Source organism: Streptomyces sp. NPDC041814 (assembly GCF_055590565.1).
In genome coordinates this window covers 432,120-458,355 of sequence record NZ_JBVJAM010000005.1, presented here as the reverse complement: position 1 = coordinate 458,355, position 26,236 = coordinate 432,120, and the positions used below count along the sequence as shown (strand labels likewise).

General features: G+C 71.3%; 17 protein-coding genes, 1 tRNA gene and 1 rRNA gene. 16 read left to right on the top strand and 3 right to left on the bottom strand.

All coding sequences use genetic code 11. The features are described 5' to 3' along the window. Both rrf and ACZ6C6_RS16585 read left to right on the top strand, forming a co-directional pair. Positions 1-95, top strand: a 5S ribosomal RNA gene (gene rrf / locus ACZ6C6_RS16590); the annotation flags it as partial. Between the two features lie 161 nt (positions 96-256). Then, positions 257-329, top strand: a tRNA-Thr gene (locus ACZ6C6_RS16585). Between the two features lie 53 nt (positions 330-382). Here ACZ6C6_RS16585 and ACZ6C6_RS16580 read toward each other — a convergent pair. Beyond that, entirely contained in the window at positions 383-2,989 is a 2,607-nt protein-coding gene (locus ACZ6C6_RS16580) for a SpoIIE family protein phosphatase (RefSeq protein ID WP_469203324.1), read from the bottom strand. A gap of 411 nt (positions 2,990-3,400) precedes the next feature. Between ACZ6C6_RS16580 and ACZ6C6_RS16575 the strand changes: the two genes are divergently transcribed. The 11 genes from ACZ6C6_RS16575 (at position 3,401) to ACZ6C6_RS16525 (ending at position 18,461) form a co-directional block, all read left to right on the top strand. After that, a complete protein-coding gene (locus ACZ6C6_RS16575; RefSeq protein ID WP_469203356.1) occupies positions 3,401-8,827 on the top strand; it encodes a HAMP domain-containing protein in 5,427 nt (1,808 codons plus the stop codon). Between the two features lie 245 nt (positions 8,828-9,072). Beyond that, a complete protein-coding gene (locus tag ACZ6C6_RS16570; RefSeq protein WP_469203322.1) occupies positions 9,073-9,750 on the top strand; it encodes a response regulator in 678 nt (225 codons plus the stop codon). 185 nt (positions 9,751-9,935) lie between these two features. Beyond that, entirely contained in the window at positions 9,936-12,695 is a 2,760-nt protein-coding gene (locus ACZ6C6_RS16565) for a DNA translocase FtsK (RefSeq protein ID WP_469203320.1), read from the top strand. A 201-nt stretch (positions 12,696-12,896) separates the two neighbouring features. Continuing rightward, positions 12,897-13,697 (top strand): helix-turn-helix domain-containing protein, encoded by an 801-nt coding sequence (locus tag ACZ6C6_RS16560; protein WP_469203318.1) that lies wholly within the window; start codon positions 12,897-12,899, stop codon positions 13,695-13,697. A gap of 133 nt (positions 13,698-13,830) precedes the next feature. Further along, positions 13,831-15,309 carry a 30S ribosomal protein S12 methylthiotransferase RimO gene (rimO, locus tag ACZ6C6_RS16555; RefSeq protein WP_469203316.1) on the top strand — a complete coding sequence of 493 codons (1,479 nt, stop codon included), beginning with the start codon at positions 13,831-13,833 and terminating at the stop codon, positions 15,307-15,309. Next, a complete protein-coding gene (gene pgsA, locus ACZ6C6_RS16550; RefSeq protein ID WP_469203314.1) occupies positions 15,306-16,052 on the top strand; it encodes a CDP-diacylglycerol--glycerol-3-phosphate 3-phosphatidyltransferase in 747 nt (248 codons plus the stop codon). The genes rimO and pgsA overlap by 4 nt, the downstream gene beginning before the upstream one ends. Then, complete coding sequence (locus tag ACZ6C6_RS16545) at positions 16,049-16,558, top strand: CinA family protein (protein WP_018105284.1); 510 nt, start codon at positions 16,049-16,051, stop codon at positions 16,556-16,558. Before pgsA ends, ACZ6C6_RS16545 begins: the two co-directional genes overlap by 4 nt. Positions 16,559-16,667: 109 nt before the next feature. After that, positions 16,668-17,051, top strand: a complete 384-nt coding sequence (locus ACZ6C6_RS16540) for a helix-turn-helix domain-containing protein (protein WP_018105285.1) — start codon at positions 16,668-16,670, stop codon at positions 17,049-17,051. A gap of 263 nt (positions 17,052-17,314) precedes the next feature. After that, positions 17,315-17,785 carry a Dps family protein gene (locus ACZ6C6_RS16535; protein WP_469203311.1) on the top strand — a complete coding sequence of 157 codons (471 nt, stop codon included), beginning with the start codon at positions 17,315-17,317 and terminating at the stop codon, positions 17,783-17,785. 47 nt (positions 17,786-17,832) lie between these two features. Then, positions 17,833-18,021 carry a CsbD family protein gene (locus ACZ6C6_RS16530; RefSeq protein WP_365684629.1) on the top strand — a complete coding sequence of 63 codons (189 nt, stop codon included), beginning with the start codon at positions 17,833-17,835 and terminating at the stop codon, positions 18,019-18,021. A 176-nt stretch (positions 18,022-18,197) separates the two neighbouring features. Next, complete coding sequence (locus ACZ6C6_RS16525) at positions 18,198-18,461, top strand: hypothetical protein (protein ID WP_469203309.1); 264 nt, start codon at positions 18,198-18,200, stop codon at positions 18,459-18,461. Between the two features lie 43 nt (positions 18,462-18,504). On the opposite strand, the gene ACZ6C6_RS16520 is transcribed toward ACZ6C6_RS16525, so the two are convergent. Together ACZ6C6_RS16520 and ACZ6C6_RS16515 are read right to left on the bottom strand one after the other, a co-directional pair. Continuing rightward, positions 18,505-19,335 carry a DNA-formamidopyrimidine glycosylase family protein gene (locus tag ACZ6C6_RS16520; protein WP_469203307.1) on the bottom strand — a complete coding sequence of 277 codons (831 nt, stop codon included), beginning with the start codon at positions 19,333-19,335 and terminating at the stop codon, positions 18,505-18,507. 97 nt (positions 19,336-19,432) lie between these two features. After that, positions 19,433-24,109: an Lhr family ATP-dependent helicase gene (locus tag ACZ6C6_RS16515; RefSeq protein ID WP_469203305.1), complete on the bottom strand. Its 4,677-nt coding sequence runs from the start codon at positions 24,107-24,109 to the stop codon at positions 19,433-19,435. A gap of 100 nt (positions 24,110-24,209) precedes the next feature. Between ACZ6C6_RS16515 and ACZ6C6_RS16510 the strand changes: the two genes are divergently transcribed. From ACZ6C6_RS16510 to ACZ6C6_RS16500, 3 genes are read left to right on the top strand one after another with little or no spacing between them, the layout of a single operon-like run. Beyond that, the gene (locus ACZ6C6_RS16510) at positions 24,210-25,073 is read left to right on the top strand and encodes an AraC family transcriptional regulator (protein ID WP_469203303.1); all 864 of its coding nucleotides are present in this window, start codon (positions 24,210-24,212) and stop codon (positions 25,071-25,073) included. Between the two features lie 10 nt (positions 25,074-25,083). Next, positions 25,084-25,875 (top strand): AzlC family ABC transporter permease, encoded by a 792-nt coding sequence (locus ACZ6C6_RS16505; RefSeq protein ID WP_469203301.1) that lies wholly within the window; start codon positions 25,084-25,086, stop codon positions 25,873-25,875. After that, positions 25,872-26,177: an AzlD domain-containing protein gene (locus ACZ6C6_RS16500; protein ID WP_469203299.1), complete on the top strand. Its 306-nt coding sequence runs from the start codon at positions 25,872-25,874 to the stop codon at positions 26,175-26,177. The genes ACZ6C6_RS16505 and ACZ6C6_RS16500 overlap by 4 nt, the downstream gene beginning before the upstream one ends. Positions 26,178-26,236 lie beyond the last annotated feature (59 nt).

The window sequence follows — 26,236 nt, the reverse complement described above, 5'->3', positions numbered from 1 at the left end:
AAACGCCCGGTTACATTCCGAACCCGGAAGCTAAGCCTTTCAGCGCCGATGGTACTGCAGGGGGGACCCTGTGGGAGAGTAGGACGCCGCCGAACTCCTTTTAGGAAGAGCCCCGTGCCCTTGTGGCACGGGGCTCTTCTGCGTTTCCGGTGCGGGACGCCTGGCCGTCCACCTGCCAGCCGGCCCGAGCGGTCCGGCGGTTTTGCATAACCCCTGGATCAGGGTAAGCTTTAGCTCGTTGCCGCAGGGCAGCAAGGCCCCAATAGCTCAGTCGGTAGAGCGTCTCCATGGTAAGGAGAAGGTCTGCGGTTCGATTCCGCATTGGGGCTCAGAACAAAGAAAGGCCCCGCCAGTCGGCGGGGCCTTTCTTCATGTCCGGGACCTACTGAGGTTCCGGGACCCTCATCGTCAGAATGGCCATGTCGTCCGAAGGCGGCTCGGCGGCGAAGCGCTCGACGGCCCGCAGGATGCGTGCGGCCACCGCGCCCGCCGTGAGCCCTGTGCAGTGGGCGAGCACGTCAGCCAGGCCGTCGTCGCCGAGCATCCGCGTACCCTCACGGCGTTCCGTCACACCGTCCGTCACGCACAACAGGACGTCGCCCGGCTCCAGCGTGAATTCCTGCTCGTACAGCTCCAGGTCCTCCATGACGCCCAGCAGCGGCTGCGGGTCCGCCGCCGGCTCCACCGAGCCGTCCTGGCGCAGACGCAGCGGCAGTGGGTGGCCCGCACAGACGACCTTCAACAGTGCGCTGCCGTCCTCCTGCGGCCACAACTCGCCGTAGAGCAGCGTGAGGAAGCGGCTGCGGGACCCTTCGTCGAGGATCGCGGCGTTGAGCCGTTCCAGGACCGCGGGGCCGCCGAAACCCTCCCGGGCCAGCAGGCGCAGGGCGTGCCGGGCCAGGCCCGTGACGGCCGCCGCCTCCGGCCCCGTACCGCACACGTCGCCGATGGCGAACCCGTACGCGCCGTCCCGGATCGGGAAGACGTCGTAGAAGTCGCCGCCGACCTCGTTGCCCTCGCCGGCCGCGCGGTAGATGACGTCCACCTCGACGTTGGGCACGGCGGGAAGGCCCGGCGGAAGGAGGCTGCGCTGAAGGGACTGGCTGATCGCCGTGCGCTCCGAGTAGAGGCGGGCGTTGTCCAGGGCCAGGGCGGCCCGGCGGGACAGGTCCTCGGCCAACTCCAGGATCTCCTGGCGGAAATGGTCGTCGGACGGCTTGCCGAGCGTCAGCATGCCGATGACGCGGTTGCGGGCGACAAGGGGCAGGACGACGGTCTCGCCGCCCACCGCCGCCGCGGTCGCCAGAGTCGTGCGCGTGGTCGAGCCGAGGCCCCCCGCGTCGCCGATCCCGATGCTCCGCATCGAGGTCCGCAGCGCCGCCTCGTGGGCGGCCTGGGAAGGAGCGGCCCACACCCGCGCCCCGGGGGTCCGCACGGGCTCCGGCGGGGAGATCCTGGTGAGCAGCCCCTTGAGCCCGTCGATGCGGTCCTCGTCCTCGTGCAGCACGTAGGAGAGCTCCGGGTCCGACGCCGGGTCGGCGATCGTGTAGACGGCGCACCACGTCGCCAGCGTCGGGACCGTCATCTGGGCCATCAGGGCCAGCGTCTGGTCCCGGTCCAGGGTTCCCGCCAGCAGATCCGACGCCTCGACGAGGAAAGACAGCGAGCCCCGGCGCAGCCGCTCCAGCTCGCCGAGGCGTGCCGACTCGACGGCGAGGGCGATCCGGTCCGCGGCGAACTGGAGGCGCAGCGCCTCCTCGTTGGAATAGCGGCCCGCGGCCTCCGCCGCGACGCCCAGCGAGCCCGTGAGACGTCCCTCGACCTTCAGCGGGACCGTGACCACCGAGCGCATGCCGGTGTTGGCGAGGAGCGGGACCGCGCCCGGGACGGCGTCCAGATCCTCGTGGACGGCGGGCATCCGGGCGGAGCCGTACCGGCCGGTGCCGGCCTCGACGGGGACGCGGGCGAAGCGCTGACGGGCGGAGGGCAGGCCGGTCGTGGCGCGTACCTCCAGCTCCGTCTCGTCGTCCGTGGCCAGCAGCAGGAAGGCGGCGTCGGCGTCCAGCATGTCGCGCGCCCGTTCGACGGTGCGCTGGAGCAGGCCGTCGAGGTCGTCGGGAGCGGGGGAGCCGATGAAGACCTCGAAGGGGTCCGTCTGGCGGCTCTCGGCGGCATCCGAGACCGGGGCGCGCACGGGGGTCTGGAGGACCGCGCGCTCGTAGTCGCGCACCAGCAGGCAGACCGTGGACGGCTCGCCCTGAGGGTCCCGTACGCGCAGGTGGGAGCCGTAGACCGGGATGGTGCGGCCGTCGGCGCCCCGGATGCCGTAGCTGCCCTCCCAGCGGGAGAGGCGCAGGGCGTCCGCGATGCCGGTGCTGGTGCCGGGCGTCTGCGGCCAGGCGGTGAAGTCGGTGAGCTGCTTGCCGATGACCTGGTCCGTCGGGTGCCCGAAGAGGTACTCGGCGTCATCGTTCCACGCGGCCACGGCGCCCTCGCTGTCGACCTGGACGACCGCGACCCTGACGCGTTCGTCGGTGACCGGGAGGAGGCCCACCGGCAGCAGTGGACCGGCCGAGCGGACGCCCACCGGGCGGTCCGGGAGGTCCAGCTGGAACCAGACATGTTTGCGCGTGGGGGAGTATTCGACGCCCCAACGGGAAGCGAGGGCCGCGCACAGCAGCAGACCGCGACCGTTCTCGCTGTCGAGGCTGCCGAGATCCAGGGCGGCAGGCTGGAGCGGGATCTCCCGCTCCGGGTAGTGGTCGGCGATCTCCACCCGGACGCCGTCCTCCGTGCGCAGACACAGCACGTCCGCGGCGGTGCCGGCGTGGATCACGGCATTGGTGACGAGCTCGCTGGTCAGGACGACGGCGTCGTCCACGACGTCGGTGTAGCCCCAGCCCTGGAGCGTGTCGCGGACAAAGGCACGGGCCGTCGCGACGGAGCGCGCCACCGGGTCGAAGGTGGCAGCCGCACGCGCCGTGATCACAGCACTCCCCATATGGTGTCTCGTCGCTTCCCCGAGTCCGTGCCCGTTTCTCGCCGCTTCGATTCGCCTGCCAGGCTAGACGCTCCCCCCGCGTACCGGGTACACGAGGGCGGACTTCGGACAGGGCCGGGCGGGACCGGACGAATGACCGGACAGGATGGGCTTCCCCTCGGAGGGATGTGGGACAACCATGGGAGGTTCCACCCCGACCGGTTCCCGCCTGGTACGTTTCAACGATTTGACGTCCGCATGGTCACCCGTCGACGGTGGGCTGTGGCGGTGAGCCGTGGAAGTTCTGGGCAGGCTCTCGGACGAGGTTCTAGCTAGATGGTCAACCCCTGCGGGAGGGACACGGTGGAGTCTGACGTGGCGGCGCGGGGTTCGGGTACGCGCAATAAGGGCGGGCAGGCCGTGAAGAAGCAGCGCAATGGAACCGTCGAGGTAGACGCGGCGGCGCTCCACAGACTGCTGGCCGGTCTGGTCGCCATGCGCGACGGCAACTTCCGCAGGCGCGTCACGGTCTCCGGTGAAGGCGTGATGGCGGAGCTCGCCGCGGTCTTCAACGAGGTCGCGGACCGTAATGTGCACCTCACCGGCGAGCTGGCCCGGGTCCGGCGTGTGGTCGGGCGGGAGGGCAAGCTCACCGAGCGCCTGGAGACGGGCGCCTGCGAGGGTTCGTGGGCCGCGGCGATCGACGCCTCCAACGAGCTGGTGGACGATCTCGCGCGTCCGGTCTCGGAGGTCGGGCGGGTGCTGTCGGCCGTGGCCGACGGTGATCTCGAACAGCGGATGGAGCTGCGCTCCCACACGGCGGACGACACGGTACGGCCGCTGCGCGGCGAGTTCCTGAAGGTCGCCCGTACCGTCAACAACCTGGTCGACCAGCTGTCGGCGTTCACCGAACAGGTGACCCGGGTGGCGGTCGAGGTGGGGACCGAGGGCAAGCTGGGCGGCCAGGCGCAGGTGCGCGGGATGTCGGGGTCGTGGAAGGACCTCACGGACTCCGTCAACACCATGGCGTACCGGCTGACCGCACAGGTGCGCGACATCGCGCTGGTGACGACGGCCGTGGCCAAGGGTGACCTGTCGCGGAAGGTCACCGTCCACGTGGCCGGCGAGATGCTTCAGCTGAAGAACACCGTCAACACGATGGTCGACCAGCTGTCCTCGTTCTCCTCCGAGGTGACCCGGGTCGCCCGCGAGGTGGGCACGGAGGGCGAGCTCGGCGGCCAGGCCGTGGTGCCGGGGGTGGCCGGGGTATGGAAGGACCTCACCGACTCCGTCAACACGATGGCCGGCAACCTCACCTCACAGGTGCGTGGCATCGCGGAGGTGACGACAGCGGTCGCCAACGGTGACCTGTCGCAGAAGGTGCAGGTCAGCGCGCGCGGCGAGGTCGCGCAGCTCGCCGAGACGATCAACCAGATGACCGAGACGCTGCGCACCTTCGCGGACGAGGTCACCCGCGTGGCCAGCGAGGTCGGTGGGCAGGGTCTGCTCGGTGGTCAGGCGCAGGTGCCGGGGGCCGCCGGGACCTGGAAGGACCTCACCGATTCGGTGAACACGGTCTTCCGGAACCTGACGACCCAGGTGCGCGACATCGCCCAGGTGACGACGGCGGTGGCCAGCGGTGACATGACGCAGAAGGTCACCGTCGACGTCGCCGGCGAGATGCTGGAGCTGAAGAACACCGTCAACACGATGGTCGACCAGCTTCAGTCCTTCGGTTCGGAAGTGACCCGGGTGGCCCGGGAGGTCGGCGTCGAGGGCCGGCTCGGCGGGCAGGCCGAGGTGCCGGGCGCCGCCGGGACCTGGAAGGACCTCACGGACTCCGTGAACACGGCCTTCCGGAACCTGACCGGTCAGGTCCGCGACATCGCGCAGGTGACGACGGCGGTCGCCAACGGGGACCTGTCGCAGAAGGTCACCGTCGATGTGGCCGGCGAGATGCTGGAGCTGAAGAACACCGTCAACACGATGGTGGCGCAGCTCTCCTCGTTCGCCGACCAGGTCACGCGGATGGCGCGTGACGTGGGCACCGAGGGCCGCCTCGGCGGTCAGGCACGGGTCGACGGCGTCTCGGGTACGTGGAAGGAGCTCACCGACTCCGTCAACTTCATGGCGGGGAACCTGACCTCCCAGGTGCGCCAGATCGCGCAGGTCACGACGGCGGTGGCGCGGGGTGACCTGTCGCAGAAGATCGACGTGGACGCGCGGGGCGAGATCCTGGAGCTGAAGAACACCATCAACACGATGGTCGACCAGCTTTCCGCCTTCGCCGAGCAGGTGACCAGGGTCGCCCGCGAGGTGGGTACGGACGGTCGGCTCGGCGGCCAGGCGCAAGTGCCCGGCGTCGCCGGTGTGTGGCGTGATCTGACCGACTCGGTGAACGGGATGGCGGGGAACCTGACCGCTCAGGTCCGTAACATCGCGCAGGTCGCCACGGCGGTGGCGCGGGGTGACCTGTCGCAGAAGATCGACGTGGACGCGCGCGGCGAGATCCTGGAGCTGAAGAACACCCTCAACACCATGGTCGACCAGCTCTCGAACTTCGCGGAGCAGGTGACGCGGGTGGCCCGCGAGGTGGGGACCGAGGGCATTCTGGGCGGCCAGGCCGAGGTGCAGGGTGTCTCCGGTACGTGGAAGGACCTCACGCAGTCCGTCAACGGCATGGCCAACAACCTCACCCTTCAGGTGCGGAACATCGCCGAGGTGACGACGGCGGTGGCCAACGGTGACCTGTCCAAGAAGATCACCGTCGACGCCAAGGGCGAGATCCTCGAACTGGTGACGACGGTCAACACGATGGTCGACCAGCTGCTCAACTTCGCCGACGAGGTGACCCGCGTCGCCCGCGAGGTGGGCACCGAGGGCATCCTCGGCGGCCAGGCGCGGGTGCGCGGGGCGACGGGCATCTGGAAGGACCTCAGCGACAACGTCAACCTGATGGCCAACAATCTGACCAGCCAGGTGCGCAACATCTCCCGCGTCTCGTCCGCCGTCGCCAACGGCGATCTGACGAAGAAGGTCACCGTCGAGGCACGCGGCGAGGTCGCCGAACTGGCCGACACCGTCAACACGATGGTGACGACGCTGTCCTCGTTCGCGGACGAGGTGACCCGCGTCGCCCGCGAGGTGGGCACCGAGGGCGAGCTGGGCGGCCAGGCGCGCGTCCCGGGCGTCTCCGGTACGTGGAAGGACCTCACCGAGTCCGTGAACTCGATGGCGTCCAACCTGACGGGCCAGGTGCGCCAGATCGCCGCCGTCACGACGGCCATCGCCAAGGGCGACCTGACCAAGAAGATCGACATCGATGCGCGCGGCGAGATCCAGCAGCTGAAGAACACCATCAACACGATGGTCGACCAGCTGTCGTCGTTCGCCGAGCAGGTGACCCGGGTCGCCCGCGAGGTGGGCACCGAGGGGCAGCTCGGCGGTCAGGCGCGGGTGCGCGATGTGGACGGCACCTGGCGCGACCTCACCGAGTCGGTGAACGAGATGGCCGGGAACCTGACCCGTCAGGTGCGGGCCATCGCGGCCGTCGCCACGGCGGTGACGCGCGGCGACCTGAACCTGAAGATCGACGTGGACGCGGCGGGCGAGATCCAGGCCCTCCAGGACAACATCAACACCATGATCGCGAACCTGCGCGACACCACCGCCACCAACAAGGAGCAGGACTGGCTGAAGGGCAACCTCGCCCGCATCTCCGGTCTGATGCAGGGGCGGCGCGACCTGGACGACGTCGCCTCGCTGATCATGAGCGAGCTGACCCCCGTGGTCTCCGCGCAGCACGGCGCGTTCTTCCTGGCGACGCCCACCGGCGAGACCGACGCGCTGGGCGCCGAGGCCGAGGGTGCGTACGAGCTGCGCATGCGGGGGAGCTACGGCTACTCCGCCGGCTCCATGCCGACGTCGTTCCGGCCGGGCGAGACGCTCATCGGCACGGCCGCGGAGGAGAAGCGGACGATCCAGGTGGACAACGTTCCGCCGGGGTACCTGAAGATCTCGTCCGGGCTCGGTGAGGCGCCGCCCGCGCATGTGATCGTGCTGCCGGTGCTGTTCGAGGGCAAGGTCCTCGGAGTCATCGAACTGGCCTCGTTCCAGCCGTTCACGCACATCCAGCGGGACTTCCTGAACCAGCTCGCGGAGATGATCGCCACGAGCGTCAACACCATCAGCGTCAACACGACGACCGAGAAGCTGCTCGAACAGTCGCAGGAGCTCACCGAGCAATTGCGCGACCGCTCGCAGGAATTGGAGAACCGGCAGAAGGCCCTCCAGGCGTCCAACGCCGAACTGGAGGAGAAGGCCGAGCTGCTGGCCAGGCAGAACCGTGACATCGAGGTCAAGAACACGGAGATCGAGGAGGCGCGGCAGGTCCTGGAGGAGCGCGCCGAACAGCTCGCCGTCTCGATGCGCTACAAGTCCGAGTTCCTGGCGAACATGTCGCACGAGCTGCGCACGCCGCTCAACTCGCTGCTCATTCTGGCCAAGCTGCTCGCGGACAACGCCGAGGGCAATCTCTCGCCGAAGCAGGTGGAATTCGCCGAGACGATCCACGGGGCCGGTTCCGACCTGCTCCAGCTGATCAACGACATCCTCGATCTGTCGAAGGTCGAGGCGGGCAAGATGGACGTCAGCCCGACGCGGATCGCCCTGGTGCAGCTCGTGGACTATGTGGAGGCGACCTTCCGGCCGCTCACCGCGGAAAAGGGACTGGATTTCTCCGTACGGGTGTCGCCGGAACTGCCGGCCACGCTGCATACGGACGAGCAGCGGCTTCTCCAGGTGCTGCGCAACCTGCTCTCCAACGCGGTGAAGTTCACCGACAGCGGGGCGGTCGAGCTGGTGATCCGGCACGCCGGCCAGGAGGTGCCGGACGCCATCCGCGAGCAGTTGCTGGAGGCCGGTTCGCTGCGGGACGCGGACGGCGACCTGATCGCCTTCTCGGTGACCGACACCGGCATCGGGATCGCGGCCAGCAAGATGCGGGTCATCTTCGAGGCGTTCAAGCAGGCGGACGGGACCACCAGTCGCAAGTACGGAGGCACGGGCCTCGGTCTGTCCATCAGCCGCGAGATCGCGCGGCTTCTGGGGGGCGAGATCCACGCGGCGAGCGAGCCCGGCCGCGGCTCCACGTTCACGCTGTACCTGCCGCTGCACCCGAGCGAGCTCCCGCCGCAGGGCTACCCGCAGCTCGCGCCGGGGCAGCCTGACGGCCACACCGGCGCGATCGAGGGCGGCCGGATGCCGGAGGCCGGACAGGTGTACGTGCCGGACGCCGCCGAGGCCGCCCCGCGCCGCCGACGCAAGGCGCTCGGAGGCGCGCGGCAGCAGCCCGCGCTGCCGCCGCGTACGGTGTCGGCCCCCGCTCCGCAGGCGGCTCCGGCCGCCGAGCCGGAGGCGTGGGCCGTGGGCGGCCAGGAGGAGCCCGAGCAGCCGCGCCGGACGTTCCGGTTCGGCGGCGAGAAGGTGCTCATCGTGGACGACGACGTCCGTAACGTCTTCGCGCTCACCAGCGTGCTGGAACAGCACGGACTGACGGTCCTCTACGCCGAGAACGGGCGCGAGGGCATCGAAGTCCTGGAGCAGCACGATGATGTGACGGTCGTACTGATGGACATCATGATGCCGGAGATGGATGGCTATGCGACGACCTCGGCGATCCGCAGGATGCCGCAGTTCGCCGAGCTGCCGATCGTGGCCCTGACCGCCAAGGCGATGAAGGGCGACAAGGAGAAGGCGCTCGAATCGGGTGCGTCCGACTACGTCACCAAGCCGGTCGATCCCGACCATCTGCTTTCGGTCATGGAGGAGTACGTGCGTGGTGAGTGAGCACTCACCACGGGAATCCGTGAAGATTTGTTGAGCGGTGGTGTCCGAAGGAGTGTGGGAACGCGGATGGCGGGGAACTTTCTGGTCTCCCGCCACGTTTCCGGTACGGGCACTGTGACATCACGGTGACAGGGTGTGGTGACCGCCGGGGTGCGGTTACCATGACCGGCACAAGGACGGGCGGCGTAAGGGAGTCGTCCCCCGGGGCGGCGCCCGGTGCAATTCCGGGGCGAGGAGGGCGGGCCATGGTGCAGAAGGCCAAGATCCTCCTGGTCGATGACCGGCCGGAGAATCTGCTAGCGCTGGAGGCCATCCTCTCCGCGCTCGATCAGACACTGGTACGGGCATCGTCAGGGGAGGAGGCGCTCAAAGCGCTGCTCACGGACGACTTCGCGGTCATTCTGCTGGACGTCCAGATGCCGGGCATGGACGGTTTCGAAACCGCCGCGCACATCAAGCGGCGGGAACGGACCCGGGACATCCCGATCATCTTCCTCACCGCGATCAATCACGGCCCGCACCACACCTTCCGGGGTTACGCGGCCGGCGCGGTGGACTACATCTCGAAGCCGTTCGACCCCTGGGTGCTGCGTGCCAAGGTCTCGGTGTTCGTAGAGCTGTACATGAAGAACTGTCAGCTGCGGGAGCAGGCGGCGCTGCTGCGGCTCCAGTTGGAGGGCGGCGGCCGGACGAGCGCCCAGCAGGAGCGGGAGCCCGCCGGTCTGCTGGCGGAGCTCTCGGCGCGGCTCGCCGCCGTCGAGGAGCAGGCGGAGGCGCTGTCGAAGCAGCTCGACGACGAGTCCGCGGACGCGGGCGCCGTCGCGACGGCCGCCCATCTGGAACGGAAGCTGACCGGTCTGCGCCGCGCGCTCGACGCGCTGGAGCCGGGCACCGGCGGGGCCTCCGCGGCTGTTCCCTCGTAGCGGCGCATCAGCCGTGTGGGCTGGGTGTCTTCGGGTGCGCCCGGGCAACTGGGCGTCGGCTGCGGGGTTTCGGTGCGCACCCGCCGATGAGGGCGCGTCAGTTTCCGGCCCGCGCAGGGCGACACGGACGGGTGAACCGGCACGCACCGGTGTCCACAGAGGTGGACACCGGTAACCTCGGGCTCATGGCCTCACGTACGTCCGGCAAGGGTTCCCAGGGCACTGCGGGCACCGCGAAGCGCGTCGGCGGTGGCCCGGGTCCGGCGAAGAAAGCCGCACCCGCCAAGAAGACCGCAGCGAAGAAGGCACCCGCGAAGAAGGCCCCGGCCAAGAAGACCGCGGCGAAGAAAGCCGCTCCGCCGCGCCCGGCGCCCTCGCCCACCAACGGGGTGTACCGGCTGGCGCGGGCCCTCTGGCTCGGCATGGCCCACGCCGTCGGCGCGATGTTCCGCGGCATAGGGCGTGGCGCCAAGGGCCTCGACCCCGCCCACCGCAAGGACGGCGTCGCGCTGCTGCTGCTCGGCCTCGCGCTGATCGTCGCCGCCGGCACCTGGTCGAATCTGCGCGGCCCCGTGGGCGACCTGGTGGAGATGCTGGTCACCGGGGCGTTCGGCCGGCTCGACCTGCTCGTGCCGATACTGCTGGGTGCCATCGCGGTGCGGCTGATCCTCTACCCCCAGCGGCCCGAGGCCAACGGCCGCATCGTCATCGGCCTCTCCGCCCTGGTCATCGGCGTGCTCGGGCAGGTCCACATCGCCTGCGGTTCGCCGGGGCGCGACGAGGGAACCGAGGCCATGCAGGACGCGGGCGGCCTCATCGGCTGGGCCGCCTCCAAGCCGCTGATCTTCGCCATGGGCGAGGTGCTGGCCGTGCCGCTGCTCCTGCTGCTCACCGTCTTCGGGCTGCTCGTCGTCACGGCGACCCCGGTGAACGCCATCCCGCAGCGGCTGCGGCTGCTCGGCGTCAAGCTGGGCATCGTCGAGGCGGCGTACGACCCCGAGGCGCAGGAGGGCGACGACGAGCGGTACGACGAGCAGTGGCGCGAGGCGCTGCCGTCCCGCTCCCGGCGCTCCCAGGCGCCCGACGCGTACGACCCGGACGTCGCGGAGTCCGAGGCGCTGTCCAAGCGCCGCAGGCCGCGCAGGCCCTCGGTGCAGCCGGCCATGAACCGCACCATGGACGCGGTGGACGTCGCCGCCGCCGCTGCCGCCGCGCTCGACGGGGCCGTGCTCAACGGCATGCCGCCCTCCCCGGTCGTCGCGGACCTGACCCAGGGCGTCTCGGTGGACCGCGAGCGGGCGGGCACGCCGGTCCCGGGCGCCAGGGAGGCGGAGCCGGCCGCGAAGTCCGCCGGGAAGCGGGCGGAGGCCACGCCCGGGGCCGGGGTACCCGATCTGACCAAGCCGGCCCCCGAGCCGCCCGAGCCCCAGTCGCTGCCCGCCCGGGCCGAGCAGCTCCAGCTCTCCGGCGACATCACGTACTCGCTGCCCTCGCTCGACCTGCTGGAGCGCGGCGGCCCCGGCAAGACCCGGAGCGCCGCCAACGACGCGATCGTCGCCTCGCTGACCAATGTGTTCACCGAGTTCAAGGTGGACGCCGCCGTCACCGGCTTCACCCGCGGGCCGACGGTGACGCGGTACGAGGTGGAGCTCGGCCCGGCGGTGAAGGTCGAACGGATCACGGCGCTCACCAAGAACATCGCGTACGCCGTCGCCAGCCCCGACGTCCGCATCATCTCGCCGATTCCGGGCAAGTCCGCGGTCGGCATCGAGATCCCCAACTCCGACCGGGAGATGGTGAACCTCGGCGACGTGCTGCGGCTGGCGGACGCGGCCGAGGACGACCACCCCATGCTCGTCGCGCTGGGCAAGAACGTCGAGGGCGGCTACGAGATGGCCAACCTCGCGAAGATGCCGCACGTCCTGGTGGCCGGTGCGACCGGCTCCGGCAAGTCCTCCTGCATCAACTGCCTGATCACCTCGATCATGGTGCGGGCCACTCCGGAGGACGTCCGGATGGTCCTTGTCGACCCCAAACGGGTCGAGCTCACCGCGTACGAGGGCATCCCGCACCTGATCACGCCGATCATCACCAACCCCAAGAAGGCCGCCGAGGCACTTCAGTGGGTCGTACGGGAGATGGATCTGCGCTACGACGACCTCGCGGCCTTCGGCTACCGGCACATCGACGACTTCAACCACGCGGTGCGCACCGGCAAGCTCAAGACGCCGGAGGGCAGCGAACGGGAGCTCGCGCCCTATCCGTATCTGCTCGTGATCGTTGACGAGCTGGCCGACCTGATGATGGTCGCTCCGCGCGACGTCGAGGACTCGATCGTCCGCATCACCCAGCTGGCCCGCGCCGCCGGCATCCACCTGGTGCTCGCCACGCAGCGACCCTCGGTGGACGTCGTCACCGGTCTGATCAAGGCGAACGTGCCCTCGCGGCTCGCCTTCGCCACTTCCTCGCTCGCCGACAGCCGCGTCATCCTGGACCAGCCCGGCGCCGAGAAGCTCATCGGAAAGGGTGACGGCCTGTTCCTGCCGATGGGTGCGAACAAGCCGACCCGTATGCAGGGCGCCTTCGTCACGGAGGACGAGGTCGCGGCGGTCGTCCAGCACTGCAAGGACCAGATGGCCCCGGTCTTCCGCGACGACGTCGTGGTCGGCACGAAGCAGAAGAAGGAGATCGACGAGGACATCGGCGACGACCTCGACCTGCTGTGCCAGGCCGCCGAGCTGGTCGTCTCCACCCAGTTCGGATCGACCTCGATGCTCCAGCGCAAGCTGCGGGTCGGCTTCGCCAAGGCCGGACGGCTCATGGACCTGATGGAGTCGCGCAACATCGTCGGACCGAGCGAGGGCTCCAAGGCGCGCGACGTCCTGGTGAAACCCGACGACCTCGACGGGGTGTTGGCACAGATTCGTGGGGAAACCGCTTCGTAAGAGTTTTACGGGCAACCGTTTCGCCGGGCCGTACGTCAAGTTGAAGGGAAGGACGCAACGTCCTTCCCCGGGGCGTCCCGGCGAAACCGGCTCTGTTCGAATCTGATGGCGTACAAAGTCCACCCGCCCGGTTGCCCCACCCTTTCGTACCCCCCCTAGACTGAACACCCAGCAGGTGGCTCACGCTCGAAAGGCGCCCCCGTGTCCATCGGCAACTCCCCCGAAGACGACCGGCCTTCGATCGGCCGAGTGCTCCAGCAGGCTCGGCTCGCCGCAGGCCTCACGGTCGAAGAGGTCAGCACGTCCACCCGGGTGCGCATCCCCATCGTGCACGCGATCGAGCAGGACGACTTCTCCCGCTGCGGCGGAGACGTGTACGCCCGCGGCCACATCCGTACGCTCGCCCGTGCCGTCGGCACCGATCCGGAACCGCTGATCGCGCAGTACGACGCCGAGCACGGCGGCCGTCCCGCGCCCACGCCGGCGGCGCCGCTGTTCGAGGCCGAACGCATCCGCTCCGAACCCCGCAGGCCCAACTGGACGGCGGCCATGGTCGCGGCGATCGTCGCCGTGGTCGGCTTCGTCGGCTTCACCTTCTTCAAGGGCGGCGACGAGCCCTCGACCGCGGGCCGTGTCGCCGAGGGCCCGACCTCCGACAAGATCGCCCCGAAGCCCTCCGCCAGCAAGCCCGCCGACCCCAAGCCGGCCCCGTCCGAGAGCGCCATCGCCGCGGCGCCCCAGGACAAGGTCACCGTCAAGCTCAGCGCCACCCAGGGCAAGAGCTGGATCTCCGCCAAGGACCACAACGGCCGGGCGCTCTTCGACGGCACCCTCCAGCAGGGCGAGTCGAAGACCTTCCAGGACAAGGAGCGCGTCGACCTCATCCTCGGCAACGCGGGCTCGATCGAGCTCTTCGTGAACGGGAAGAAGGTCGAGGACCAGTTCAAGCCCGGACAGGTCGAACGCCTCTCGTACACCAAGGGCGACCCCGAGGTCGGCTGACCGGTCACCCGCAGACATCGCGGCGCGGCGAGCGCCCGGCCACCGTGCCGGGCGCTCGCCGTCTTTGTCACCGTGGGTAACGGTGCAACCCTCCGCGGCGGGGCCGGTGCCGGGACAAAGTAGTCTTGAGTCCATGCCCGAACGCCGTACCGTCGCCCTTGTCACTCTTGGCTGCGCCCGTAACGAGGTGGACTCGGAGGAGCTCGCAGGCCGCCTGGCAGCGGACGGCTGGGAGCTCGTCGAGGATGCCTCCGATGCCGATGTCGCCGTCGTCAACACCTGTGGGTTCGTGGAGGCCGCCAAGAAGGACTCCGTCGACGCCCTCCTCGAAGCAAACGATCTGAAGGACCACGGCCGCACCCAGGCCGTCGTCGCCGTCGGCTGCATGGCCGAGCGCTACGGCAAGGACCTCGCCGAGGCCCTGCCGGAAGCGGACGGTGTCCTCGGCTTCGATGACTACGCCGACATCTCCGACCGCCTCCAGACCATCCTCAGCGGCGGCGTCCACGCCTCCCACACGCCCCGCGACCGCCGCAAGCTGCTGCCGATCAGCCCCGCGGAGCGGCAGGACGCCGCCGTGTCCCTGCCCGGCCACGCGCAGGAGATCGCCCCGGCCCCCGCCGACCTGCCGGAGGGCGTCGCCCCGGTCTCCGGGCCGCGCGCGCCCCTGCGCCGCCGGCTGGGCACCAGCCCCGTCGCCTCGGTCAAGCTGGCCTCCGGCTGCGACCGGCGCTGCTCCTTCTGCGCCATCCCGTCCTTCCGCGGCTCGTTCATCTCGCGCCGTCCCTCGGACGTGCTGGGCGAGACCCGCTGGCTGGCCGAGCAGGGCGTGAAGGAGGTCATGCTGGTCTCCGAGAACAACACCTCGTACGGCAAGGACCTGGGTGACATCCGTCTTCTGGAGACCCTGCTGCCCGAGCTCGCGGACGTCGACGGGATCGAGCGCATCCGCGTCAGCTACCTCCAGCCCGCCGAGATGCGGCCCGGCCTGATCGACGTCCTCACCTCGACGCCGAAGGTCGCGCCCTACTTCGACCTGTCCTTCCAGCACTCCGCGCCCGGCGTGCTGCGGGCGATGCGCCGCTTCGGCGACACGGACCGCTTCCTGGAGCTGCTGGACACGATCCGGGGCAAGGCGCCGCAGGCCGGAGCCCGGTCCAACTTCATCGTGGGCTTCCCCGGCGAGACCGAGGACGACCTCGCGGAGCTGGAACGGTTCCTCACGGGTGCCCGTCTCGACGCCATCGGCGTCTTCGGCTACTCCGACGAGGAGGGCACCGAGGCGGTCGGCTACGACAACAAGCTCGACGCCGACGTCATCGCGGAGCGCCTCGCGCACATCTCCCAGCTCGCCGAGGAACTGACCTCGCAGCGCGCCGAGGAGCGCATGGGTGAAACGCTCCAGGTGCTGGTCGAGTCCGTCGAGCCCACCGAGGACGAGCCGCGCGCCTATGGCCGCGCCGCGCACCAGGCACCCGAAACCGATGGCCAGGTGCTCTTCACCACACGCGAGGGCCTGGTCCCGGGCCGTATGGTCGAGGCAAAGGTCGTGGGCACCGAAGGCGTGGACCTGATCGCCGAGTGCAGTGAGCTTGTGGAGGTAGCCAGATGACCGGAGCCCCGGCATCCGCGGCAGGCGGTTCCGGCGCGACGCCGGTCCGCGGCGGAAAGCTGGGCGCCACTGCGGTCAATCAGGCCAGTCTGTGGAACATCGCCAACCTCCTGACGATGGCCCGGCTCGTGCTCGTCCCCGGCTTCGTGGTGCTGTTGCTCCACAACGGCGGATACGACCCGGCCTGGCGCTCCTTCGCCTGGGCCGCCTTCGCCATCGCCATGATCACCGACCTGTTCGACGGGCATCTGGCGCGCACGTACAACCTGGTCACCGACTTCGGGAAGATCGCCGATCCGATCGCCGACAAGGCGATCATGGGCGCGGCGCTCATCTGCCTGTCGTACCTGGGCGACCTGCCCTGGTGGGTCACGGGTGTGATCCTCTTCCGTGAGCTGGGCATCACGCTGATGCGGTTCTGGGTGATCCGGCACGGGGTCATTCCGGCCAGTCGCGGCGGCAAGATGAAGACGCTGGCGCAGGGGACGGCCGTCGGGATGTACGTCCTGGCGCTGACCGGTCCCCTGGCAACGCTGCGCTTCTGGGTGATGGCGGTGGCCGTCGTGTTGACGGTCGTCACCGGCCTCGACTACGTCCGACAGGCCGTCGTGCTGCGGCGCCAGGGCCTCGCGGCGGAGCGGGCGGCCGAGGAAGAGCCTCAGGCCGGGGAAGCGCCCGGGGCCGCGTCCGCGGAGCCCGGCGCGGTTGCGGGGGCTCGGGGGCCGGCGGAGGCCGAGCGGTGACTGCGGCGGGCCGGGTGCTGCGGCTGCTCGTCGAGCGGGGGGAAACCCTCGCCGTCGCGGAGTCGCTGACCGGCGGCCTGGTCGCGGCCGAACTGACGTCCGTACCGGGTGCCTCCCAAGCGTTCAGGGGCTCGGTGACGGCCTACGCAACCCCCCTCAAGAGTGAAGTCCTGGGGGTGGACGCCGGTCTTCTGGCGGAGCGCGGAGCGGTCGACGCGGACGTCGCCCGTCAGATGGCGACAGGCGTACGGCGCGCTCTGGGCGCAGACTGGGGAGTGGCGACCACCGGCGTCGCCGGCCCCGAACCACAGGACGGCCGGCCAGTCGGAACGGTCTTCGTCGCGGTCAGCGGCCCGGACGGCACCGAGAAAGTGTCCGCGCTGCGGTTGAACGGCGACCGGGCGGACATCCGTAAGAAGAGCGTACGGAGCGCGCTCGACCTGCTCTCAGGCGAACTCCACGAGAATGCGAGCGCACAGGATACGGAAGAGAACGGGGGGAATTGATGTTTGCAGCCCTGAGTGAACACGACATCGCTCCCCGCACGGCCGCAGCGCTAAGCGGTACGGTGGGGCGAGAAGGATGCGGCTACGCGGTCCGAGGAGGGAGCCACCGATGATTCTGCTCCGTCGCCTGCTGGGTGACGTGCTGCGTCGGCAGCGCCAGCGCCAAGGCCGTACTCTGCGCGAAGTCTCCTCGTCCGCCCGAGTTTCGCTCGGCTATCTCTCCGAGGTGGAGCGGGGGCAGAAGGAGGCATCCTCCGAACTGCTCTCCGCCATTTGCGACGCGCTTGACGTACGGATGTCCGAGCTCATGCGTGAAGTGAGCGATGAGCTGTCCCTGGCCGAATTGGCCGAGTCGGCAGCGGCCAGCGATCCGGTACCTGTACCGGTGCGCCCCATGCTCAACTCCGTCTCCGTTACCTCGGTGGCGGGTGTACCGACGGGGCGGGTGACCATCAAGGCACCCGCGGAAGCGGTGGACGTAGTCGCCGCCTGACCGATCGGTTCGGTGTGAAGCCGGAGCCCCGGTTCTTCCCTTTTCGCGGGGGATGGCCGGGGCTTTTGCGTGCCTGCGTGCGGTTTGGTGCGTGATACGCGTGTCAGTGGGGCGATGGGGGGCAGGTGCGTGGATGAGAGACCGAGGAACCGTCCCGAAGGTGCTGAGCGCACCCATCGGAGAATTCCTCGAATGACCGTTTTGCTTCGTTTGTGCCATCGTGGGTGGTGCTGAACGGAACGGATTCCAGATCGGAGACGTGCATGTCTGTGGTGAAGAGCCCACTGTCCGAGACCGACCTCAAGACCGTCGGAGAGGCCCTGCAGGGCGCTCTGGTGGATCTCCTCGACCTTTCTCTGGTGGCCAAGCAGGTCCACTGGAACGTGGTCGGGCCGCGGTTCAGGTCCGTGCACCTCCAGCTCGACGACGTCGTGGACACCGCTCGCCAGCACTCCGACACGGTCGCCGAGCGGGCGTCCGCCATCGGCGTCAACCCGGACGGCCGATCAGCGACGATCGCCAGGAGCACAGCCATCGCCTCCGTGGCCGAGGGCTGGATCAAGGACGTGGACGCGGTGAAGACCCTGGTCGACGCCCTCGGCGTGGTGATCGGGCGGATGCGCGAGCGCATCGAGGTGACCGAAACGCCGGATCCGGTCAGCCAGGACATCCTGATCACGCTGACCGCCGACCTTGAGAAGCACGCGTGGATGTTCCAGGCCGAAAGCGCCTGAACGCACGCCGCCACTCACCGGATTTCTCCAACGGAGGTACGAGCATCATGAACGAAGGCGCTAAGGACAAGGTCACCGGCAAGGCGAAGGAAGCCATGGGCAAGATGACCGGCGACCGTCGCAAGGAGGCCGAGGGCAAGGCGGACCAGACCAAGGGCAAGGCCAAGGACGCCATGGACGGCGCCCGCGACCGGGCGGACGGCGTCAAGGACTCCCTCAAGAACGACAAGGACTGACCCGCCCTCGGCGAGCCCCCACCCGCCCGGTGGGGGCTCCGCGCTGAGAAGGGCCGGTGCGGGGCGGGGTTGTGCGGCCGGTCCCGTGCGCGCCGGGGGTGCAACGGTGCGCTCTCGCCCCGGCGGAACGGGCGCGACTAGGGTCCTTCGTTTGGATCAAGCCGGAGGAGGCAGCCATGGTACGGCGGTGGGTGCCGGCGCTCGTTCTCTGCGGCGTGTGGTGGTGGGCCGTGCTGCGGCTGATGCTGGCCCCGGCGCACGCTGGGGTGGTCGAGGGAGCGGTGGCAGCGGGTGGCTGGGGCCTCAGCCTCCTGCCGGTGCACGTGGCCGCCACGGCCAGGCCCCTCGGCATCTTCGACGCGGGTACGGGGCTGCTGCGGCGCGGTACGGCATGGGCCCGGAGGCGGGCGGACGTATGGCGGCGGTGGGTGGTCAGGTAGGTGCCGGGCCACCCGCTCCGGCCGCGCGGAGCGGCGGGGCACGTCAGGTGGGCCCCGGGCCGGTCTGGCAGCCGGGACACCAGTAGGCGGGACGGTCGTCCTGCTCGGCCGCCCTGATCGGGGTTCCGCAGCGCAGGCAGGGGCGGTGCGTCCGGCCGTAGACCCAGAGGTTTTCGCTCGGCCTGCGCGCGCGGGCGGCGGCGCTCGTGACGGTGCGGGAACGGCCCCCGGCCGTCGTGACGCGGTTCGGGCGGTCGCGGTTGGCGTCGAGGAGCTGGTGCGCCGTGCTGACCAGCAGGGCGGCCGTCCGGGTGGGCAGCTCGCCGATGGGGAGCCAGGGGGTGGCCCGGGCCAGGAAGCAGAGCTCCGCCTTGTAGATGTTCCCGATGCCGGCCAGATTGCGCTGGTCGAGCAGGGCTTCGCCGAGCGGGCGGGCGGGGTCGCTCAGGAGATTCCGCAGAGCCGTGTCGGCGTCCCAGTCCGGTCCGAGCAGATCGGGGCCGAGGTGGCCGACCGCCTGCTCCTCGTCCTGGGTGCGCATGAGCTCCAGAACCGGGAGGCGGTAGCCCACGGCGGTGTGGGCGGCGTTGCCCAGGACAGCGCGGATCTGGTGGGCGGGGCCGCCGCGCCAGCGCTCACCCGGGCTGTAGATCCGCCAGGCGCCGTCCATCCGGAGGTGGCTGTGCAGGGTGAGACCGCCCTCGATCCGGGTCAGCAGGTGCTTGCCACGGGCGGTCACGTCGAGCACCGCCCGGCCCGTGAGGTCGGCGGTGGCGAACCGGGGGACGCGGAGGTCGGACGTGGTGAGGACCTGTCCGGCCAGCGCGTGGTGCAGCCGCGCGGCGGTCTGCAGGACGGTGTCTCCTTCGGGCATGCCTCCATGATGCGTGGGCGGGGGGTGCGCGAGGCGGAGATGCGTGGGACACGGGCCGGGGTGCCCGTCCCCCCGTACCCGTCCGCCGGGTCCGGGGCTACGTCGCGCGCAGGCGCAGGCCCCTCGGGGTGGCGAGGAAGCCGGCCGCCTCCAGCGTGCGCCCCAGGGGCGAGGTCAGGGACGATGCGCCGTTGGTGCGCTCGACGGTCACGGTGCCGAGGGCTCCGGCGCGGGCGGCCGAGGCCAGTGCGCCGGCCGCCGCCCGCAGCGCGGGGTCGTCCGGATCGGTCGGCCAGGCCAGCAGCGTCTTGCCGCCGCGCTCCATGTACAGCGTCAGCTCACCGTCGACCAGGACCACGAGGGAGCCCGCCTTGCGGCCAGGCTTGTGCCCGGCCCCGTCCGGCGGCTCCGGCCACGGCAGGGCAGCGCCGTACGCGTTGGCCGGGTCGGCCGCCGCGAGGACGAGGGCGCGGGGGGCGGCGCCCGGCTCCGTACGGTCCCGGGCCGTGGACACCGCGCGGAGCCGGTCGACCGCGCCGTCCATCGCGAACTGGGCGGCCCCCAGCCCCTCCACGACGTACCCCCGGCGCGCCTGCCCGTTGTCCTCGAAGGCCGACAGCACCCGGTACGCCGCCGAGAAGCCGCCCTCGACGCCCTCGGCCTGCACCGCGCCCCGGGTCACCACCCCGTGGCGGTCGAGCAGCGTGCGCGCCAGGGCGTGCGCGCGGTGCGTGGGCTCGCGTTCCAGGGCCGGCAGCAGGGACCAGCGGCCCGAGACCGTGGGCGGCCCGGTGCGTGAGGCGGGGCGGGCGGCAGCGGTGAGGGTGCCGTAACGGCCGCGCGGGACATTCCGCCGGGCGCGGTGGGCGGTCGAGCCGGCCGTGCGGCCCGAGCCCAGGAGAGAGCGCAGCGGCGCGAGGGTGTCGTTGGTCAGGCGGCCGGACCAGGCGAGGTCCCACAGCGCGTCCGCCAGTTGCGGATCGGTGCAGTCGGGGTGGGTGGTGGCGCGGACCTGGTCGGCGATCTGGCGGAAGAACAAGCCGTAGCCGCCGCCGAGCGCGGTCAGCACGGACTCGTGCAGCGCGCTGAGCTCCAGGGGGCGCGGCGGGGGGAGGAGCAGGGGCGCGCTGTCGGCGAGGTAGAGGGAGATCCAGCCGTCCTTGCCGGGCAGGGCGCCCGCACCGGCCCAGACGACCTCGCCGGTGGTGGTCAGCTCGTCCAGGAGCGCGGGGGTGTAGCCGGTGACCCGGCCGGGCAGGACGAGCCGTTCCAGCGCGGAGGCGGGGACGGGCGCCCCCTGAAGCTGCTCGACGGCCCGGGCCAGCCCGTCGATGCCGCGCAGGCTGTTGCCGCCGAGATGCTGCCATTGCGGCAGGAACCCGGCCAGGGCGGCGGGCGGGACCGGCTCCAGCTCATGGCGGAGGGCGGCCAGCGAACGCCGCCGCAGCCGTCGCAGCACCGTGGCGTCGCACCACTCCTGGCCGATGCCGGCGGGGTGGAACTCGCCCTGGACGATGCGGCCCGACGCCGCCAGCCGTTGCAGCGCCCCGTCGGTGACGGCCGTGCCGAGGCCGAACCGGTCCGCCGCGGCGGTGGAGGTGAACGGGCCGTGCGTACGGGCGTACCTGGCGAGGAGGTCGCCGAGGGGGTCCTTCACCGGCTCGGTGAACGCTTCGGGCACGCCGACCGGGAGCGCCGTGCCCAGGGCGTCGCGCAGCCGGCCCGCGTCCTCGATCGCCGCCCAGTGGGCCGCCCCGGCGATCCGGACGCGGATGGCGCGGCGGGCGGACTCCAGCTCCTCCGCCCAGCCGGGCCGGGCCCCGCGCTCGGCCAGCTCCTCGTCGGTGAGGGGGCCGAGCACCCGCAGCAGATCCGCGACGCCCTCGGCGTCCTTGACCCGGCGGTCGTCCGCCAGCCACTGGAGCTCCCGCTCCAGCTCGGTCAGCACATCGGCGTCGAGCAGTTCGCGCAGCTCCGCCCTGCCCAGCAGCTCGGCGAGGAGCCGGGAGTCCAGGGAGAGCGCGGCGGCGCGCCGTTCGGCGAGCGGCGAGTCGCCCTCGTACAGGAACTGGGCGACGTAGCCGAAGAGGAGGGAGCGGGCGAACGGGGAGGGCTCCGGGGTGGTGACTTCGACCAGGCGGATGCGCCGGGCCTCCAGGTCGCCCATCACCTCCGTGAGCCCCGGGACGTCGAAGACGTCCTGGAGGCATTCGCGGACCGCTTCCAGAACGATGGGGAAGGAGCCGAACTCGGAGGCCACCTGGAGGAGCTGCGCCGCCCGCTGGCGCTGCTGCCAGAGCGGGGTGCGCTTGCCGGGGCTGCGGCGGGGGAGCAGGAGCGCCCTGGCGGCGCACTCGCGGAACCGCGAGGCGAACAGGGCGGAGCCGCCGACCTGGTCGGTGACGATCTGCGCGATCTCGCCCTTGTCGAAGGCCACATCGGCCGCGCCGACCGGGGGCTGGTCGCTGTCGAAGGCGGTGTTGGCCGGGGCGAGCGGTGCGGATGCGCCCTGCCCGGGCTCTTGGGACGGCTCCTGCGCCGGGTCGAAGTCCAGGAGGTCCAGGCCCATCATGTCGGCGTCGGGCAGCCGCAGCACGATGCCGTCGTCGGCATGCATGACCTGGGCGTCCATCCCGTACCGCTCGGCGAGCCGGGCGCTCAGCGCCAGCGCCCACGGGGCGTGCACCTGCGCGCCGAACGGGGAGTGCACGACGACCCGCCAGTCGCCCAGCTCGTCCCGGAAGCGCTCCACCAGGATGGTCCGGTCGTCCGGGACATGACCGCAGGCCCGGCGCTGCTCGTCCAGATACGCCAGGACGTTGTCGACGGCCCAGGTGTCCAGCCCCGCGGAGAGCAGGCGGTCCCGGGCGTCCTCGGGGGAGAGCCCGCCGAGCTCGCGCAGGAAGGCCCCCAGGGCGCGGCCCAGCTCCAGCGGGCGGCCCAGCTGGTCGCCCTTCCAGAACGGCAGCCGCCCGGGCACCCCGGGCGCGGGGGAGACCAGGACCCGGTCCCGGGTGATGTCCTCGATCCGCCAGGACGTCGTGCCCAGCGTGAAGACGTCGCCGACCCGGGACTCGTAGACCATCTCCTCGTCCAGCTCACCGACCCGGCCGCCGCCCTTCTTGGGGTCCGCTCCGGCGAGGAAGACCCCGAAGAGGCCCCGGTCCGGGATCGTCCCGCCCGAAGTGACGGCGAGGCGCTGCGCACCGGGCCGGCCCGTGACCGTACCGGCGACGCGGTCCCAGACGACGCGGGGCCGCAGCTCCGCGAAGGCGTCGGACGGATAGCGGCCCGCGAGCATGTCGAGGACGGCGGTGAACGCCGACTCGGGCAGCGAGGCGAAGGGGGCGGCCCGGCGGACCACCGTGAGCAGGTCGTCCACCTGCCAGCTGTCCAGCGCGACCATCGCGACCAGCTGCTGGGCCAGCACGTCCAGCGGATTGGACGGGACGCGCAGTGCCTCGATCGAGCCCGTCCGCATCCGTTCGGTGACCACGGCCGCCTGCACCAGGTCCCCGCGGTACTTCGGGAAGACGACACCGGTGGAGACCGCGCCCACCTGGTGGCCGGCGCGGCCGACCCGCTGGAGGCCGGAGGCGACCGAGGGCGGCGACTCGACCTGGATCACCAGGTCGACCGCGCCCATGTCGATGCCCAGCTCCAGGCTGGAGGTGGCGACCACCGCGGGCAGCCTGCCCGCCTTCAGGTCCTCCTCGACCTGGGCCCGCTGTTCCTTGGAGACCGATCCGTGGTGGGCTCGGGCGAGCAGGGCGGGGGCGCCCTTGGCCGCGCCGGACTCCGCCATGATCTCGGCGGGGGAGTGGGCCTCCGGCATGGTCTCGCCGGTGGCTCTCTCGTACGCGATCTCGTTGAGCCGGTTGCACAGGCGCTCCGCGAGGCGCCGGGAGTTGGCGAAGACGATCGTGGAGCGGTGCGCCTGGACGAGATCGGCGATCCGCTCCTCCACATGCGGCCAGATCGACGGCTTCTCGGCCTGCCCCGAGGTGTCGTCGGTGGCGGGGGAGCCGCCCAGCTCGCCCAGGTCCTCGACGGGCACCACCACCGACAGGTCGAACTGCTTGCTGGACAGCGGTTGGACGATCTCCACCTTGCGGCGGGGCGACAGGAAGCGCGCCACCTCGTCCACCGGCCGGACGGTGGCCGACAGGCCGATGCGCCGGGCCGGCCGCGGTAGGAGCTCGTCCAGGCGCTCCAGCGATACGGAGAGATGGGCGCCGCGCTTGGTGCCCGCGACCGCGTGGACCTCGTCCAGGATCACCGTCTCGATGCCGGACAGGGCCTCGCGGGCCGAGGAGGTCAGCATCAGGAACAGCGACTCGGGCGTCGTGATCAGGATGTCCGGCGGGCGGGTCGCCATCGAGCGGCGCTCGGCGGCCGGGGTGTCGCCCGACCGGATGCCCACCCGGACCTCGGGCTCCGGCAGCCCCTGGCGCACCGACTCCTGGCGGATGCCGGTCAGGGGTGAGCGCAGATTGCGCTCGACGTCGACCGCGAGCGCCTTGAGCGGCGACACGTACAGCACGCGGCAGCGCTTCTTCGCCTCCGCCGGAGGAGGGACGGCCGCCAGCCGGTCCAGGGCGGCGAGGAAGGCGGCAAGCGTCTTGCCCGAGCCGGTCGGCGCGACGACCAGCACGTCCGATCCCTCGCCGATCGCCCGCCAGGCGCCCTCCTGCGCGGCGGTCGGCGCGCTGAACGCCCCCGTGAACCAACTGCGGGTCGCGGGGGAGAAGGAATCGAGTGCGGAGCCGGTCATGTCCCCCATCGTGCACCCCGCCACTGACAACGGCCCCGCAACCACCGGGCGGGCCGCGGGACCGGCGGCCGGTCCGCCCGCGAGCTGGGAGAATCCCACCATGGCAGGAGCACAGCAACCGGGGGAGTGGGCACGGCACTGGAGTTACGCGGCGCTGCCCGACCTGGACCTGCTGCGGGCCCGCTACATCCGGCACACCTTCCCGCGCCACAGCCACGAGGGCTATGTCGTCGCCACGGTGAGCCACGGCGTCGAGGACATCGGAACGCCTTCGGGAACCCTGCACGCGGGGCCGGGGACCGTGGTCATGATCAACCCGGAGGTGCCGCACAGCGCCCGTGCCGGTGTCCCCGAAGGCTGGGCGTACGACACGCTCTACCCGTCCGCGCAGGTGATCAACGACATCGCCGCCGATACGACGCGCCTGCGCGGCACCGTCGGCTTCGCCGAGACCGGGGTGGCCGATCCGTACGCGGCCCGGCTGATAGCCGAGGTCCACCGGGCGGCCGAGGAGGGCAACGCCCTGGCCGCCGACAGTGTGCTGCGGGTCGTCGTCGCCCGCCTGCTCGCCCGGCACGGCACCGCCCTTCCCGCCTCGGCCCCCCGCGCCGCCGGCGCCCGCGACGCGGCGCGCGCCCGGGCCCTCCTGGAATCCCGGATGGCCGAACCGCCGACCCTGGAGGCGCTGGCCGCCGAGCTGGGCACGAGCCCGTTCGCGCTGCTGCGCGCCTTCAAGAAGCAGTACGGCATGCCCCCGCACACCTGGCTCACCGACGCCCGGGTACGGCGTGCGCGCCGGATGCTCGACGCGGGCACGGCCCCCTCGGTCGCGGCGACGGAAGTCGGCTTCACCGACCAGCCGCATCTCAACCGTCACTTCACCCGGATCGTGGGAGTGACCCCCGGCGCCTACCAGCGCGAACGTGCAAGAACGTACAAGACCGGCCCGGAACGCCCCGGGTAGCGTGCTGAACGTGGCGAAACAGACAGCACCCCCCTGCACCACCGCCGACCCGGCGGACGGCAGCACACTTGCGGCCGGGACCAAGCCGGACTCGGCCGTCGTACGCGACGCGCTCGGCGTCGGCATAGCCGTCGGCCTCTCCGGCTTCGCCTTCGGCGTCACCTCGGCGGGCTCCGGCCTGAGCCTGCTCCAGACGTGCGCGCTCAGCCTGCTCGTCTTCACCGGCGCGTCCCAGTTCGCCCTGGTCGGCGCACTCGCCGCGGGCGGCAACCCGTACACCGCGGCCGCCGGGGCCTTCTTCCTCGGCGTACGCAACGCCTTCTACGGACTGCGGCTCTCCCAGCTCCTCGCCCTGCCGCGCGCCCTGCGTCCGCTCGCCGCCCAATGGGTCATCGACGAGACGACCGCCGTGACGCTGCCCCAGCCCACCCGGCGGGCAGCCCGGCTCGGCTTCACCGTCACCGGGCTCACCCTCTACGTGCTGTGGAACCTGACCACCCTGGTGGGCGCCATGGGCGCCGAGGCGCTCGGCGACACCGACGCCTGGGGGCTCGACGCGGCCGGCCCGGCCGTCTTCCTCGCGCTGCTCGCACCGATGCTGAAGTCCACGACGGAGCGCGTGACGGCGGCGCTCGCCGTGCTGCTCGCCCTCGGCCTCCTGCCGGTGCTGCCGGCCGGGGTGCCTGTGCTGCTGGCCGCGCTGGCCGCGCCCGTCGTCCTGTTCCTGGTGGGGCGCGCCAGGGGTGGCGGCACGGGCGGGCCCGAGGACACCGGTGCGACCCGGGCGGAGGGCGGCCGGTGAACGTCTGGATCGCCATCGCGCTGACCTGCGTCGGCTGCTACCTGGCCAAACTCGTCGGCCTCCTGGTGCCCGCCGGGGCCCTGGAACGGCCGCTGGTGCAACGCCTGGCCGCCCTGCTCCCGGTGGCCCTGCTGGCCGCGCTCACCGCCCAGCAGACCTTCGGAGACGGACCGCACCTGGCCCTGGACGCCAGGGGCGCGGGCCTCGCCGCCGCGGCGCTCGCCCTTGTCCTGCGCGCCCCGTTCCTGGTGGTCGTGGCCGCTGCGGTGGTCGTCACGGCAGGGGTGCGCGCGCTGGGCTAGGCGCTGGTCGGCCCCGGGAAGGCCAGCGGTGTGCCGCCTGGAGCGTAAGGGGCATGCCT